We start from the raw sequence: 14,200 nt of genomic DNA, 5'->3' as shown, positions 1-14,200 counted from the left end.
GAGAGTTGCGGCGCCCCCGTGCCAAATGCGGTTGGGCTTCGCCCGGGCCATACGGGAGGGAAACACAGCGCTAGGGGTTTGCGCTGCGCGCCTGGCTGGGTTTGTTGCTGGTTTGGTCCTGGCATGCGTGTGGCCCGGGACTGGTGTCCCGGGCCACACGGCACGTGTGCCAACCGGTCAGGCGTTGGGGCGCTTACCGTGGTTGGCGCCGCCCTTCTTGCGGTCGCGGCGCTTGCGGGCACGCTTGGACATGGGGATCTCCTATAGCTCAGACTGCTTCACTCCAGTGTGTCACGCCCCCACCTGCGCAGAACAACGGGCCTGAGTCCGTGGTTGGATTGGACCACCGAGCTGAGGGAGTGACCATGGTGGTGCAGATCCGGGTGGGGATCGTCGGTGTCGGGTGCGGTTCGATCGGCGTCGGGGAGTAGCGGCCCTGTCCACGCTCACCGATCTCCTGGCCGAGCACACCAAGCTCTCCGGGCACGCCGTCGACCACCTCCAGCTGGTGGTCGCGGAGTGGCAGCTGCTCAGTGATCTCAGCTTCGCGGACTTCCTCATGTGGGTGCCGCTCGACGACGACACCTTCCTGTGCGTCGCGCAGGCCCGGCCGACGACCGCGCCCACCGCGCACCCCGAGGACGTGGTGGGGAGCATGGTCGACGCCGAGGAGCACCCGCAGCTCCGGCGGGCCATCGGCGAGCAGCGGATCTGCCGCGAGGAGGACCCGCGCTGGCACCTCGGGGTGCCCGTCCGGCGCGAGGTGATCCCCGTCCGGCGCAACGGTCAGGTGATCGCCGCGCTCAGCCGGAACACCAACCTCGCCGTGCCCCGGGTGCCGAGTCCGCTGGAGATCTCCTACCTCGGCAGTGCCGCCGACCTCTGCCAGATGATCGCCGACGGCACGTTCCCGACCACCGAGCCCAGCCCCGACGTGCACACCAGCCCTCGGGTCGGCGACGGGTTGATCCGGCTCGACGCGTCGGGCGCGGTCGTGTTCGCCAGTCCCAACGCGCTCAGCGCGTACCACCGCATGGGGCACGCGAGCGATCTCGTCGGCGTGCACCTCGCGCCGCTCACCCGGTCCCTCATCGGCGACCCGTTCGACGCGACCGAGGTCGCCCAGCGCATCCGGCAGGCGCTCGACGGTCAGCCGAGCATGCGCATCGAGGCCGAGAGCCGCCGCGGCGCGGCCGTGCTCTTCCGCGCGCTTCCCTTGCGCCCCAGGGGAAGCGCGGCCGGCGCGATCGTGCTGTGCCGCGACGTGACCGAGGTGCGCCGGCGCGACCGGGCGCTGATGTCCAAGGACGCCACCATCCGGGAGATCCACCACCGGGTGAAGAACAACCTCCAGACCGTGGCCGCGTTGCTGCGCCTGCAAAGTCGGCGCACCAGCAGCGAGGAGGCGCGCGAGGCGCTCGCCGAGTCGGTCCGCCGCGTCACGTCCATCGCCCTGGTGCACGAGACGCTGTCGATGTCGGTCGACGAGCGGGTCGACCTGGACGACGTGGTGGACAAGGTGATCCCGATGATGTCCGACGTCGCCGCCACCGAGTCCAAGGTCGTGGTGCGCCGCGAGGGCGAGTTCGGCATCGTCACCGCCGAGTTGGCCACGCCGCTGGTGATGGTGCTGACCGAGTTGGTGCAGAACGCCTTCGAGCACGCCTACGCGCCCGGCCAGCGGGGTGAGGTCGTGGTGAACTCCGAGCGGTCGGCCAAGTGGCTCGACGTGGTGATCTCCGACGACGGTCGGGGCCTTCCGCCGGGTTTCTCCCTCGAACGCACGGATCGGCTCGGCCTCCAGATCGTGCGCACGCTGGTGGAATCCGAACTGAGGGGCTCGTTGAGCTTGCGACGACGGCCCGCAGGCGGTACAGAGGCGGTCCTGCGCGTACCGCTCCGGGCGCGGCGTTAGACTGCTCCCCGTGCACACGTGACGACCTACCTCAGCGGAGTCACGTGGTCATGCGGGAGGGTGTGCAACACAAGCGAAAGGCCCGACACCTGGCACGGTGTCGGGCCTTTCGGCTCAAAGCTCTAGGTGAGGCTCAGGCGTTGCTGCGGGCCCTGGTCCGGGCGTTGCGACGCTTGAGAGCGCGACGCTCGTCTTCGCTCATCCCGCCCCACACACCGGCGTCCTGGCCGCTCTCCAGTGCCCAGGCGAGGCAGTCGGAGACGACGGGACAGCGGCGGCAGACGGTCTTCGCCTCGGCGATCTGAAGCAGCGCAGGACCACTGTTCCCCACGGGGAAGAACAGCTCGGGGTCCTCGTCGCGGCAGATCGCGCGGTGGCGCCAGTCCATTGGAACTACTCCTCAGCTAGGCGCGCGCGCAGGCGCGCCACTCGTCAGCGGTCGGTTTTGGGGTGCTTGTGAATGCTTTCACGAACGGCGGGGATGTCAAGGGTTTAGCACTAACCCGGTGAGTGAACTCACCCGAAAGATCGACTGAGTTCATCGGCGGTTTCACCCACCGAAGTCACCGCCTGCACTACGTCGCGAACGGGTAGCGAGTCGGTCACACGACGGTCACACAGCCACCGTCAGTGCGCCCGGCACGGAGGTGAACTCCACCTCGGTGCACTCGCCGAGCAGGTCCCCGTCGACCTGGAGGTTGACCGGGTCCGGGCTCGTGACCCGCACGAACCCGACGTCGTCACGCCGGAGCAGGTTGCCGCCCCTGGGGTTCCCGTCCGTCGCCAGAAGATGCGCGACGTACCTCATCACAGTCGGAAATCCGAGCGCGCGCAACGCGAAAACGCCCAAACCACCGTCGAAGGACGTGCTCGGGTTGAGCCGAATGGCCTTGCCGCCCAGGTAGGTCCACGGATCCGTGTTCGACACGAACGCCAGTCGAACACCCTCGACCGGAGGTTCGTCCGGGATGTTGACCGTCAACGAAGGTGCCTGTCGCCGTTGCGACACGTAACTGGTGAGTGCGGAGCGCACATAAAGAAGGGGTGAAGCCTCGCGGCCCTTGGCGCGTTGCGCCTCGACGCCCGCCACCACGTCCGCGTCCCAGCCGACGCCCGCGTTGAAGGTGAACCAGCGGTCGTGGTCCGCGCCGGCGCCCGCGGAGGCGACCTTGCCCAGCCCGACCTTGCGGCTGGTGCCGTGCTCGATGGCCTGGAGGAGTCGGTACGTCGCCTCGACCGGGTCGCGCGGCAGGCCGAGCGCGCCCGCGAACACGTTCGCCGAACCGCCGGGCACCACGCCCAGCATCGGCAGGCCGGGCACCGCGCCGCCGCGCAGCACGCCGTTGACGACCTCGTTCACCGTGCCGTCGCCGCCGTGCGCCACGACCATGTCGTAGCCGTCCACCACGGCGCGCGCGGCGGCGTCCGCCGCGTGACCGCGGTAGTCCGTCTCGACGATGTCGAGTTTCACGTCGCTGGCCAGCGCGTGCGCCAGCACGTCGCGACCGGCAGGCGTCGTTGCCGTCGCCTGCGGGTTGACCACCAGAAGTGCGCGCACTACTAGAGGGTAGGACAGCGCGTGACCTGTGACAGGTTGCGCTTCACCCGGTAGGAGGGTTCAGAGCGCACGAAAGTGGTCCAAATCTCCTTTCCCGCGTCGCACTGCGGAACGTCTGCGACAAGTGCACCCCGACCCGACCGCCGGCTCGCCGAAGACCCATTGATCTTCCGCCCTGGGGCGGTCGAACGGGACACGCCAACCGGGTGGCCTACGATGCGTGACGAGTACGCACGGTGAGGAAAGGCGCAGCGTGACGGTGGACGAGCGGGTTCCGGGCGCGGTGCGCGTGGCCGGCGTGCTGACCGCGGTGCAGGGCCTCGCCGGCCTCGGCTTCGCGGTCGTGCTGGTGGTGCACGCCTTCACCGCCTCCGAGACGGGCAACGTGCTGGGTGAGGCCGGCTACTTCGCGGTGCTCTGCGCCGGGGTGCTGGCGTGCGGGATCGGGCTGGTGCTCGGCCGCCGGTGGGCGCGGTCGCCCGCGGTCGTCGTGCAACTGCTGCTGCTGGGCGTGGCCTGGTACATGTACGGGCCGTCCGGGCGGCAGCTCTGGGGCGGGCTGCTCGCGGCGTACGTGGTGGGCGTGGTGGCGCTGCTGTTCACCAACGCGGTGCGCAGGTGGGCGCTGGGCATGGACGAATCGGACGAATAGGGCCATTCGTACGCCGACTGCCGTCCGGTTGTCCGCCGACTGACGACGGGTGTCGATCTTCACTGAGAAGCGTGACGCTGAGGGTGGTGAATTCACCACTCCCTGCGTTCGTCGAGGTGACCCCATGCGTCTCAAGCGCACCCTGACCGCGGTGGCCGGTGCGGCCGTCGCGGTGCTCTCCACCCTCGTAATGGCCCCGACCGCGTCCGCCGTGCCCGCCGACGGCGTCACGCCCTACATCATCGGCGGCGGCAACGCCTCCGACGCGCCCTGGGCGGCGCGCCTGTTCCACAACGGGCAGCAGAGCTGCTCGGCCACCATCATCGCCCCGCAGTGGATCCTCACCGCGCAGCACTGCGTGGCGAGCGGCGGCACGTTCTCGTTCCGGATCGGCAGCCTGGACCAGACCACCGGCGGCTCGCTTGTCACCGCCACCCAGGTCATCCAGCACCCGTCGGTCGACCTCGCCCTGGCCAAGCTCGAACGGTCGGTGACCGCGACCTACGCCCCGCTGGGCGAGACCTCCGCGGTCGCCAACGGCCAGACCGTGCAGATCTACGGCTGGGGCGCCACGTCGCGCTGCGGCTCGGAGATCAACTGCCAGTCGCGCTACCTCAAGGTCGCCGACACCAGGGTGACCACCGTCAACGGCCGGGACTACCGCGGCGGCGTCGCCATCACGGTGACCCGGGGCAACGGCATCGCCGCCGGCGGCGACTCGGGCGGCCCGATGTTCGCCACGAGCCCGGTCGACGGCAAGCGCTACCAGATCGGCGTCGCGTCCACGAGCGACCGCTCCAGCACGTCCAACTACACCGCGGTGACGCGCTACCGGCCCTGGATCAAGACCAACGCCGGCGTCTGACCTCCGACCCCCCGGCCGGGCCGTCCCATCACTCGGCCGGGGGTGTCAATCCGTTTGGATTTCGGGCACTCACCAGTCATAATCACCCTGCGTGTTCACTTTTGGCGGATGGACACGAACGGAGTAGCCGGATACGGTTCGGCAGGCGTTTTCACGCCACTCCGGTAGCCGGCAGGGTGAGGTGAGCGGTGCAGAACCCCCCGAGATGGGTGTCCACGAGCGGCGACCTGGAACGTCCGAACGCGGCCCGCCTGTACGACTACTACCTGGGCGGGGCGCACAACTTCGCCGTCGACCGCGAGTTCGCCGAGCACACCATGAAGCTCGTGCCGACCGCCGCGCTCGTGCAGCACTCCCGGGCCTTCCTGCGCCGCGCCGTGCAGGCCTGCCTGGCCGCCGGCATCCGCCAGTTCCTCGACCTGGGCTCCGGCATCCCGACCGCGGGCAACGTGCACGAGGTCGCCCACCGCGTCGACCCGACGTGCCGCGTCGTGTACGTGGACAACGAGCCCGCCACCGTCGCGCACGCCCGCACGATGCTGCGCGACAACCCGTGCGTGGCGTTCGCCGAGGCCGACGTGCGCGACCCGGAGGCCGTGCTCGGCTCGCCCGAGGTGCGCACCGTGCTCGACCTCGACCGGCCGATCGCGGTGCTGATGGTCGCGATCCTGCCCTACGTCCGCGACGAGGACCGGCCGGTCGAACTGGTCGCCGCGTACCGGGACGCGGTCGTGACCGGCAGCCACCTCGTGCTGAGCCACCTGACCGCCGACTACCGCCCCGAGGTGGCCGAGGCGCTGATGCACGTCGCCGCCGAGACGCAGTCGCCGGTGGTGGCCCGCGCCCGCGCCGCGATCGAACCCCTGCTCAAGGGCTTCGACCTGCTCGAACCCGGGCTCGTGCCGGTGACCGAGTGGCGTGCCGAGGAGGAGCCGAGCGCGGGCGACGAGACGGTCAGCTACGGCGCCGTCGGCGTGAAGCGCTGACTCAGGCCCCCTGCCGCGCCAGCGCCACCAGCGCGTCGTCGGTGACCCGCTGCACGGTCCACTCGTCCATGGGCACCGCGCCGATCGACCGGTAGAAGCCGATCGCGGACGCGTTCCAGTCCAGCACGGTCCACTCCAGCCGCGCGTACCCGCGTTCGACCGACAGCTGCGCCAGCGTCACCAGCAGCGCCTTGCCGAGGCCGGTACCGCGCCGGGCCGGGCTCACGTAGAGGTCCTCGAGGTAGAGCCCGTGCGTGCCGCGCCAGGTGGAGAAGCTCAGGAACCACAGCGCGATGCCGACGACCTCGCCGTCCACCTCGGCCACGTGGCCGAACAGCGCGGGCTCCGGCGCGAACAGCGCGTCGTGCAGCTGCCGCTCGGTGAGCAGGCACTCGTGCCGCGCCTTCTCGTACTCGGCCAGTTCCACGACCAGCCCGACGACGGCCGGCACGTCGTCCTCGCGGACGCGCCGGATCCTCGGGTCAGACACCGTCGGACTCCCACGCGGGCACGTTGAGCCGGCGGACCTGCGGGTCGCCGCGCTCGTCGCCCAGGACGGTGGTGCCGGCCGGGTCCAGTCCGAAGTGGACACCCTCGCTCGGCGGCAGGTTCAGCCAGGTGGCGATGAGCACGCGGCTGAAGTGGCCGTGGCCGACCAGGACCACGTCACCGCCCGCGAGCGCGGCCCGCGCCTGCGCGACGACCGCCTGCGCCCGCTCGGCGACCTGCTCGTGGGTCTCGCCGCCGGGCACCGGGTGCGTCCACACCGTCCAGCCCGGATCGGTCTCGCGGATGTGCGGCGTGGTCAGGCCCTCGTAGTCGCCGTAGTCCCACTCGGCCAGCGACTCGGTGCGTTCGGCGTGCAACCCGGCCAGCTCCGCGGTCCGCCAGGCGCGGGCGCGCGGGCTGGACAGCACGAGCGCGGGCGGCAGGTCGGTTCCGCGCAGCCGGGCGAGCACCGCGCCGGCGCGCCGGGCCTGCTGCACGCCCTCGTCGGTGAGCGGTACGTCGGTGCGGCCGGTGTGGCGACCGCTCTCCGACCACTCGGTCTGGCCGTGCCGGAGCAGGTAAACGTGTGCGGTCACGGTCTGGATCCTAGTTCCGGACGTTCGTACGCGGTGTTGTCGATGATCACATCGGCGCGTCGCACGGGGTCCACCTCGGCGAGGTACAGGCGTGCCGCGGGCAGGTACCGGTGCCGGTGGAGTTCGTCGTCGCCGTCCCGCCGCCGGGCGCGTTCGAGTGACGTCTCCGGGGTCACCTCCAGCCAGATCCGGAAGTCCCAGTGGTCGTCGAGCTCCGGGCGGAACGCGAACATACCGTCGAGCAGCAGCACGGCGGTGTCGGTCGTGGTGGTCGTGACGGCGCGGTGGTCGACCTGGGTGAGCGGGTCGATCGAGGTCAGCGCCACCGGCTCGCCGCGGGTGAACGGGCCGAGCAGCAGTTCGCGGACGGCGGCCAGGTCGTAGGCGTTGCGGTAGTAGCCCTCGCCGGTGAAGCGGTCGTAGAGGTGCCGGTCGCGCCACGGCTGCTTGAAGTCGTCCAGCGCGGCCCGGTGGACGTCGCGGCCGTGCCGGGTGAGGTGGTGGGCGAGTTCGTGGCCGAAGCTGGTCTTGCCCGCGGCCGACAGCCCGTCGACGGCCACCTTGAGCCGGCCCGGGCGCAGGGCGTGGATCCGGGCGGCGAGGTCGGTCAGGAGCGCCGTGCGCCCGGGTGAGGCCGGTTCGGGCACCGGCTGCTGCCACGTGGAGGGTCCGAGGTGCACGTCTGCCACGGGGTCGAGGCTAGCCGCCGGCGACCCCTGTCCGCCCGCCGTGTTCGCGGGGTGGACGCCGGGGTGCGGCGTTGAGCGGGTGGCGTTAGTCGAAATCGACTGATAGTTTTCTGATATGCCACGTCGTGCGTTGGACAACCCGTTGGTGCTGGCGGTGCTCGGGTTGCTGCTGGAAGGACCGTCCCATCCGTATCAAATGCTCGCCGACCTGCAAAAACGTGGTTCCTCGCGGTTGAACAGGGGCACCCTGTACGACATCGTCGACGCGGTCGCGGCCGCCGGGTGGATCGCGCCGGAGGACCGGTCGCGGGCCGGGAACCGACCGGAGCGGACCGTGTACGCCGTCACCCCGTCGGGGCTCACCGAGTTGCGGCGGCGGTTGGACGAGCAGATCCGCACGCCGGAACGCGAGTTCTCCCGGTTCCTGGGCGCGGTGAGCTACCTGGGCGCGTTGGGCGCCGAGGGCGCCGCGGACGCGCTGACCGAGCGGGCGGAGCGCCTTTCGTCGCGGATCGCGGCGGATCGGGAGGTGCTGACCTCGATCGTGTCGTCGGGCGTGGCGCGGCTGCACATGATCGAGGGCGAGTACGCGCTGGCGGTGGCGCAGGCCGAGCTGGACTGGGTGACGACGGTCGTCGCGGAGATCCGGGCGGGTGAGCTGACGTGGCCGTGAGGTTCGGGGCCTATCCCGGTGGGGTGCTCGGCGGTCCGTTCGACCCGCCGGGGGAGACGGTGCGGTTGCTGGACGAGCTGGCCGGCGGGCGGCCGTTCCTGGTGCGCACTTATGTGCCGTTCACCGACACGACCGTGCTCGGTTCACCGCACCCGACCACGACACCGTCCGCCGGGTTGACCGGGAACGGCCGAATGCTCGACCTGGTGGCCCAATACCAATCCCGTTCGGGTGACGTGGACGGTTACTGCCGGTTCCTGTGCGACCTGGTGGACCAGTACGGCGCGGTGACGCGGTGCCTCCAGGTGACGGAGGAGCCGAACTTCGTGGGCGACCCGTCGTTGGACGGCGACTACCCGGGGGTGCTGGACGCGCTGCGCGAGGGCGTGTCGGCGGCCCGCGCGCACGCCGCCCGGTCGGGCCTGACCCTGGAGGTCGGCTTCAACACCACCGTCCTCTTCGGACCGTCGGCGGACTTCCTGTCGCGCCTGGGCCGGGTGGACGTGGACTACGTGGGCCTGGACCTGTTCCCGGACGTGTTCGTCCCGGCACCCGACCTCCCGGTGGCGGCACTGCTGACCCACCACCGAACCCTGCTCTCCGAGGCGGGCTACGCGAACGTGCCGCTGCACATCACCGAACACGGCTGGCCGACCGACGGCGACCGCTCGTGGGACCGCCAGGCGGAAGTGGTCGACACCGTGGTCCGCGCGGCGGTGGCGGCGGGAGTGCACACCTACACCCACTTCGCCCTCCGCGACGTGGCCCCGTCCCTCCCGGGCCCGTTCCACGAGTACGGCCTGGTGGCGTGGGACCACACCCCGAAACCCGCCTTCGAGGTCCTCCGCACTTTGGTGTCGGAATTCGGCTAGTCCCGCCCGCAGACGTGTGGATATTCCGGCTACGGTCGGGTGATGCGCGAGGTGCTGGAGCGGCTGTTACCCCTGCAACCCCTGTTCAGCGACGCGAGCACGCCGGACATGCGGGAACGCGGCCGCCTGCTCAACGAGGGCATCCGCCCGTGGTTGGCCGACCGCGCGCCACTCCTGAACGCCGAACTGCCGTTCCCGATCGCGGACCTGGAGGTCGGCTCGAGCGACGGCATCGGCCGGCGGAGCCGCATCCCGTGGGCGAGGGTGCACTCCGCCGGCCACTCGCCGAACGCGACGTCGGGCTGGTACGTCGTCCTGCTGCCGCACGCGTGGGGCGAGTGCGCGTACCTGTGCCTGATCCAGGGCGCGATGGACGAGCAGAACGAACACCCGCGCCCGGTGGCGGAACTCGAGCGGCGGGGCAGGTGGGCGCGTGCGCAGCTGTCCGACCACCTGCGCACGCGCCCGGACCTGCTGCACGCGATCGACCTCGGCGCGCCGAAGTTCAAGCGCGCCAAGGCTTACGAGGTGAGCACCGCGCTGGCGTTCGGCTACCCGGCGGGCGCGGTGCCTGCGGAGTCGGTGCTGGAGGCGGACCTGGCGTTCCTGCTGGGCGCGCTCAGCGCGTTGTACCGGGAGGAGGAGGACGTGCCGGAGCGGGTTTTCCTGACACCGGCCGATCGTCGCGCGGTGCGGCGGCGGGCGGTGGAGGTGACGTCGGAGTTGTTGCGCGACCAGGGGTACGAGGTGTCGGACATGGGCGGGACCCGACCGTACGACCTGCACGCGCGCAAGCCGGGCAGCCGGGTGTTCGTACTGGCCCGGGGCACCACCGAGCCGTCCGCCGACATCGAAGTCGACCTGACCGCGGACGAGGCCGCCGTGCGCCCGAACACCCTCCTGTCGATCGTCACCGCCGTGAAGGTGGACCCCACGACGGGCACCGTGTCCGGCGGAACACCCCACCTGCACCACAACTGGCACCCGGACCCGACCCGCCTGATCCCACTGACCTACCGATACCGCGTATGAGGTCCTCGAGTCAGCCCGACCCCCGTCACTGCCCGTTGGCCAGCTCCCGCCACAGCTCTTGTCGAGCCTCTCTGGTGTCGAGCAACTCCAAGCCCCTCCTCGCCCAGTCCCGCAGCGCCTCGTCGTCGCCGTGGAGCTGCTCGACCAGCAACGGAAGGGCTCGCTGGGACCGGGCTTCTCCGATGAGTTCGAGCAACCAGCACCGAAGCCCGTGATCCCCCTCGTGCCGGAACTCGACCACCAACTCCTCGACATGCTCACCGACGTGCGCCCTTAGCATCCCGAACCCGTCCTCCTGAGCCTGTGGATCCTGCCGCCGCATCAGCTCCATCGCCATCCGAAAACGCTTGGTCGCTTCCATATTTCCCCTCTCCCGCATCCGATTATCGGACTTCGAACAGATCATCGAATTGCATCGGCGCAAGCGCGGTCAGCGCGCCCCCGATGAAGGCTGGTCAGGCTTCGGGCGTGACCACACGCCCCGAAAGGCCGGCTACAGGGCGGAGCCCGCACCGACGAACGCGTTCCGGGCGGAGTCAGTCAGCCCCACCCACCACCTGATGGACAGCCCGTCCTCCGAGGTGGACCGCACAGCCTCAGCTCGTGGCCGCACGATCCCGAACTGCTGGAGGAAGTCACACGCCAACCGAGTCGAGGACTCGTCCCGACCGATCGCGACCGCCAAGCCCTCCCGCAACACCTCGCGATCCGCCTGGCCGTGGAGCTCCACGACGACCGCCTCGATCGTGTCGTTCAGTTCGTCCGGGAACCCGAAGGCCGGCAAACCATCCGACGTGACATCACCGGCCTCGAACTCCTCTTCCTCCGCGAGGCCGTCCATGGTCATCCCGTCACCCGCCCCGCAGCACAGCGGCCCTGAACTCCCTCGGCCGTGCCCGCCTCGGCGCTTTCCTCCACCTGGAGAACCACGTACAACCTCATCGGCCTCTTCTCCACGTGCAACCCGGAACCTGCCAAACCAGGTTGCCGCGAATGGAAGCCGAACCCCATGACGGCGGCTGTTGGGTATATCAACGCCACTCTTGGATCCTGGCGGGCCGGGTTTGGTGACGAGAATCCGCATCGAGTTCATTCCACAGTGCTCACCCGGGCGTCGTGCCAGGAATGGTCACACTTTCCTCCGACCAGCCCACCCGAAACCGCGGTCCGACAGATCCACTCGGGTAGCGTTGCGACACGTGGCCGACGAGCAGACCCCCGCCGAGTTGACCCGCTGGACGATCCACGGCGAGCGCCTGGTGGACGACACCCGCAAGCTCAACGTCAGCATCGCCGAGGTCGAACTACCCGACGGCGTGCACTTCGAGCAGTGGGTCCTGCGGATGCCCAAGGCCGTCATGACCCTGGTCCTGGACGACGCCCGCGACCACGTCCTGATGATCTACCGCCACCGCTGGATCATGGACCGCTGGACCTGGGAACTGCCCGGCGGCTACCTCGACCCGGGCGAGGACCCCGCCGCGTGCGCGCAACGCGAGGCGATCGAGGAAACCGGCTGGAAGCCCCGCAACGTCACCCAGCTGACCACGTTCCAACCTCTCACCGGCACCGCGGACTTCGAGAACCTGATCTACCTCGCCGAGGGCGCGGAGGACACCGGCCAGCCCGCCGACGTCAACGAGGCCGAACGCGTCGCCTGGATCCCGCTGGACAGGATCAAGGACATGCTCGCCAACGGCGAGATCATCGGCGCCGCGGCCCAGATCGGCCTACTGCACGTGCTGGCCTTCCGCTGACCCCGTGATCCCCGCAGCCCGCATCCCCGCGAACAACTCCTCCACGGCTGGCTCACCGCGGAACGGCACCAACCGCGTCACCACGTCCATCAGATACGCCACGGTCCGCACGGAGTCGAACGTCCCGGCCATCCGCAACGCGGCCAACCCGACCTCGCACGCCTCCTCCACCCGCCGCTGATCGGCCAGGATCGAGGCGAGCAACGCCGTGTTGAACAACCGCCCCCGCTCATACCCCTCGATCATCTTCAACGACCGCCGAGCAAACCCCTCAGCCTCATCAGGCCGCCCCAGATCCCGGAAACAGTGCGCGAACTTCGCCGCCAGGTATGCAGCGTCGAAGTACCCCAACCACTCCGGCACCTCCCCATCGGCCGCGGAGAACAACCGCTCCGCATCGTTCAACGCCGCAACGGCACCCTTCACGTTGCGCTGCAACGCAAGCCCATGCGCCTCCATCACCGCGGCCTCGGCCTGAAGCACCCCGAACGGCGTCCGAGAAGCGGTCACCCGAGCCCCACGCGCCAAGTCGACCGCCAACACCGGCACCCGACAGAACGCCGCGTGATGACTCATCCCGGCCAACATCTCCGCAGCCAACGCGTCGTCCCCGACCTCCTTGCACAACGCCAACGCCTGCCGCAGATGCCGCCGCCCGGAATCCACATCCCCGGTGTCGTAAGCCATCCACCCCGCGAGCTGGTTCAACTCCGCAACCGCAGCAAACAACTCCCGCCGCACCCCGTCCCGAAACCGCCCACCCCGCAACATCGGCACGGCCTCGCCCACCAGGTAGTTCCCCACGACCGACCGAGCGTGCCCACCACCAAACCGGTTGTCCAACTGCCGAAACGTCCGAGTCATCCCCCGCATGACCTCAACCTCCGGCAGCCCGACACCCCGAGCATCAGGCACGAACGGCACGGTCTCGGTGAACCACCCGAACCCACGACTACCACCGCCCCCACGACCCGAACCGGGAGCCTCACTCAACCGAAACCAGAGAAGCGCTTCAGGCACCCGAAGCGCCCGAGCCCACCGCTCAAGCTTCACCAGCTCCTGAGGAGCCCGAACCGCCCGCTCCAGGTTGGACACCTGCCCTTGCGACAGGTTCAGCCACCGGGCGACCATGTCCTGGGTCAACGGCGGGTTGTGCGCGTACCGGTAGGCGTAGATCACCCGCCCAAAATGGCGATCAACGAAGGCATCCCGAAAATCAGACGCCATCCAAAACTCGGTCGGCTTCTCAGGAGCACGCACCAAGCGTTCGTCCTGCCGACCACAAGCAGCGCACAGCGAGCAGTTGTTGTCAGTCGCCAACTTCGCCCCACACATCGAACACCACCGACGCGTCCGCATCACCACCACCGCTCTGAGCCGTGAAGACGAGTGTAGCCACCTGTACGGCCAATGACCTGCCTTTATGAACGAGATCGATATTCCATTCGGTGATTCACCCGTTTGGTGACGCAGTGCCATCCGTGCAGGTTGCGACCACGACATTTGTCGGCCAAGAGTAGATCCGATTGATGCTTTCCCGTCAGTGGTGAAGATAAGGAGTTGCCGTCGATCAATCGCGTTGTTCGACGGCAACGGGTTGCCCGCGCGAGCCTTCCCTCGGCACTGGCCAGCCACAGATCGGGCCCAGATGCGGCCACAGTGCCGCCAGGTCAGGGCGATCCGGCTCCGTCCGCGTGCTGACGGTTGGTGCTGGCCTGATGGTGGCTCCCGTGTAGTGCTGACCGCCCAAGGCCACCTGGCGGTATCCGAGCGTGCCGCGCAGGGCTTGGGCACCTGGTGCCGTTGTCGGCGAGGAACGACCGGCCCCGAAGAGTGCAGAAAAGGATCAAAGAACCACTTGCCGAGCGGCAAGCCGACCTGATGCGAGGACAGGCACTTCCCTCCCGACTCTGCGGGAGACTGAGGTCCGTGCTGCGCCCAAGTCGACATGATGACGCGAATGCCTGCTTTTCGAGACTGTGTCGAGCCTGATCGGTACGGTTCTCTCATGTATAGTCCATGCGCACGAAACGCCTTCTCGCACGTGCCGGTATGGCCATCCCGCGCACCGTCGCAATGCTTCGAAGGTAAATGTAGTTTCCCGGCGTTGACCGAG

The 14,200-nt window shown here is 69.3% G+C and carries 16 protein-coding genes; 8 read left to right on the top strand and 8 right to left on the bottom strand.

All coding sequences use genetic code 11. The features are described from left to right. Positions 1-436 precede the first annotated feature (436 nt). On the top strand, positions 437-1,915 hold the full coding sequence (locus AB0G50_RS20630; protein WP_360110858.1) for a histidine kinase N-terminal domain-containing protein: 1,479 nt from the start codon (positions 437-439) through the stop codon (positions 1,913-1,915). Between the two features lie 133 nt (positions 1,916-2,048). Here AB0G50_RS20630 and AB0G50_RS20625 read toward each other — a convergent pair whose 3' ends face one another. Both AB0G50_RS20625 and AB0G50_RS20620 read right to left on the bottom strand, forming a co-directional pair. After that, entirely contained in the window at positions 2,049-2,303 is a 255-nt protein-coding gene (locus AB0G50_RS20625; protein ID WP_015104912.1) for a WhiB family transcriptional regulator, read from the bottom strand. Between the two features lie 225 nt (positions 2,304-2,528). Then, complete coding sequence (locus tag AB0G50_RS20620) at positions 2,529-3,473, bottom strand: diacylglycerol kinase family protein (RefSeq protein ID WP_360110842.1); 945 nt, start codon at positions 3,471-3,473, stop codon at positions 2,529-2,531. 220 nt (positions 3,474-3,693) lie between these two features. On the opposite strand from AB0G50_RS20620, the gene AB0G50_RS20615 reads away from it, so the two are divergent. From AB0G50_RS20615 to AB0G50_RS20605, 3 genes are all read left to right on the top strand, one after another. After that, a complete protein-coding gene (locus AB0G50_RS20615; RefSeq protein ID WP_360110839.1) occupies positions 3,694-4,125 on the top strand; it encodes a hypothetical protein in 432 nt (143 codons plus the stop codon). A gap of 124 nt (positions 4,126-4,249) precedes the next feature. After that, positions 4,250-4,990, top strand: coding sequence for a trypsin-like serine protease (locus AB0G50_RS20610; protein WP_360110837.1), 741 nt, complete (start codon positions 4,250-4,252; stop codon positions 4,988-4,990). A 188-nt stretch (positions 4,991-5,178) separates the two neighbouring features. Then, complete coding sequence (locus AB0G50_RS20605) at positions 5,179-5,976, top strand: SAM-dependent methyltransferase (RefSeq protein ID WP_360110834.1); 798 nt, start codon at positions 5,179-5,181, stop codon at positions 5,974-5,976. Between the two features lies 1 nt (position 5,977). On the opposite strand, the gene AB0G50_RS20600 is transcribed toward AB0G50_RS20605, so the two are convergent. From AB0G50_RS20600 to AB0G50_RS20590, 3 genes are read right to left on the bottom strand one after another with little or no spacing between them, the layout of a single operon-like run. Then, complete coding sequence (locus AB0G50_RS20600; protein WP_360110831.1) at positions 5,978-6,466, bottom strand: GNAT family N-acetyltransferase; 489 nt, start codon at positions 6,464-6,466, stop codon at positions 5,978-5,980. Continuing rightward, positions 6,459-7,061, bottom strand: coding sequence for a histidine phosphatase family protein (locus AB0G50_RS20595; protein WP_360110828.1), 603 nt, complete (start codon positions 7,059-7,061; stop codon positions 6,459-6,461). Before AB0G50_RS20595 ends, AB0G50_RS20600 begins: the two co-directional genes overlap by 8 nt. Beyond that, positions 7,058-7,750, bottom strand: coding sequence for a uridine kinase (locus tag AB0G50_RS20590; protein WP_360110825.1), 693 nt, complete (start codon positions 7,748-7,750; stop codon positions 7,058-7,060). Before AB0G50_RS20590 ends, AB0G50_RS20595 begins: the two co-directional genes overlap by 4 nt. 115 nt (positions 7,751-7,865) lie before the next feature. On the opposite strand from AB0G50_RS20590, the gene AB0G50_RS20585 reads away from it, so the two are divergent. The 3 genes from AB0G50_RS20585 to AB0G50_RS20575 are packed head-to-tail and all read left to right on the top strand — an operon-like array spanning position 7,866 to position 10,327. Beyond that, positions 7,866-8,423, top strand: coding sequence for a PadR family transcriptional regulator (locus tag AB0G50_RS20585; protein WP_360110822.1), 558 nt, complete (start codon positions 7,866-7,868; stop codon positions 8,421-8,423). Next, a complete protein-coding gene (locus AB0G50_RS20580) occupies positions 8,420-9,295 on the top strand; it encodes a hypothetical protein (RefSeq protein WP_360110819.1) in 876 nt (291 codons plus the stop codon). The genes AB0G50_RS20585 and AB0G50_RS20580 overlap by 4 nt, the downstream gene beginning before the upstream one ends. A gap of 42 nt (positions 9,296-9,337) precedes the next feature. Continuing rightward, entirely contained in the window at positions 9,338-10,327 is a 990-nt protein-coding gene (locus AB0G50_RS20575; RefSeq protein ID WP_360110816.1) for a DUF3578 domain-containing protein, read from the top strand. Positions 10,328-10,352: 25 nt separating this feature from the next. Here AB0G50_RS20575 and AB0G50_RS20570 read toward each other — a convergent pair whose 3' ends face one another. After that, the gene (locus tag AB0G50_RS20570; RefSeq protein WP_360110813.1) at positions 10,353-10,664 is read right to left on the bottom strand and encodes a HEAT repeat domain-containing protein; all 312 of its coding nucleotides are present in this window, start codon (positions 10,662-10,664) and stop codon (positions 10,353-10,355) included. Between the two features lie 156 nt (positions 10,665-10,820). Continuing rightward, positions 10,821-11,168 (bottom strand): hypothetical protein, encoded by a 348-nt coding sequence (locus AB0G50_RS20565; protein ID WP_360110810.1) that lies wholly within the window; start codon positions 11,166-11,168, stop codon positions 10,821-10,823. A 358-nt stretch (positions 11,169-11,526) separates the two neighbouring features. On the opposite strand from AB0G50_RS20565, the gene AB0G50_RS20560 reads away from it, so the two are divergent. After that, a complete protein-coding gene (locus tag AB0G50_RS20560; RefSeq protein ID WP_360110807.1) occupies positions 11,527-12,084 on the top strand; it encodes an NUDIX hydrolase in 558 nt (185 codons plus the stop codon). Here AB0G50_RS20560 and AB0G50_RS20555 read toward each other — a convergent pair. Then, positions 12,058-13,404 carry a helix-turn-helix transcriptional regulator gene (locus AB0G50_RS20555; protein WP_360110804.1) on the bottom strand — a complete coding sequence of 449 codons (1,347 nt, stop codon included), beginning with the start codon at positions 13,402-13,404 and terminating at the stop codon, positions 12,058-12,060. The genes AB0G50_RS20560 and AB0G50_RS20555 overlap by 27 nt on opposite strands. Positions 13,405-14,200: the final 796 nt, after the last annotated feature.

The organism is Actinosynnema sp. NPDC020468 (assembly GCF_040642015.1).
Taxonomy (GTDB): Bacteria; Actinomycetota; Actinomycetes; order Mycobacteriales; family Pseudonocardiaceae; genus Actinosynnema.
The sequence above is the reverse complement of the archived record's forward strand: the minus strand, read 5'-3'. Positions and strand labels throughout refer to the sequence as shown.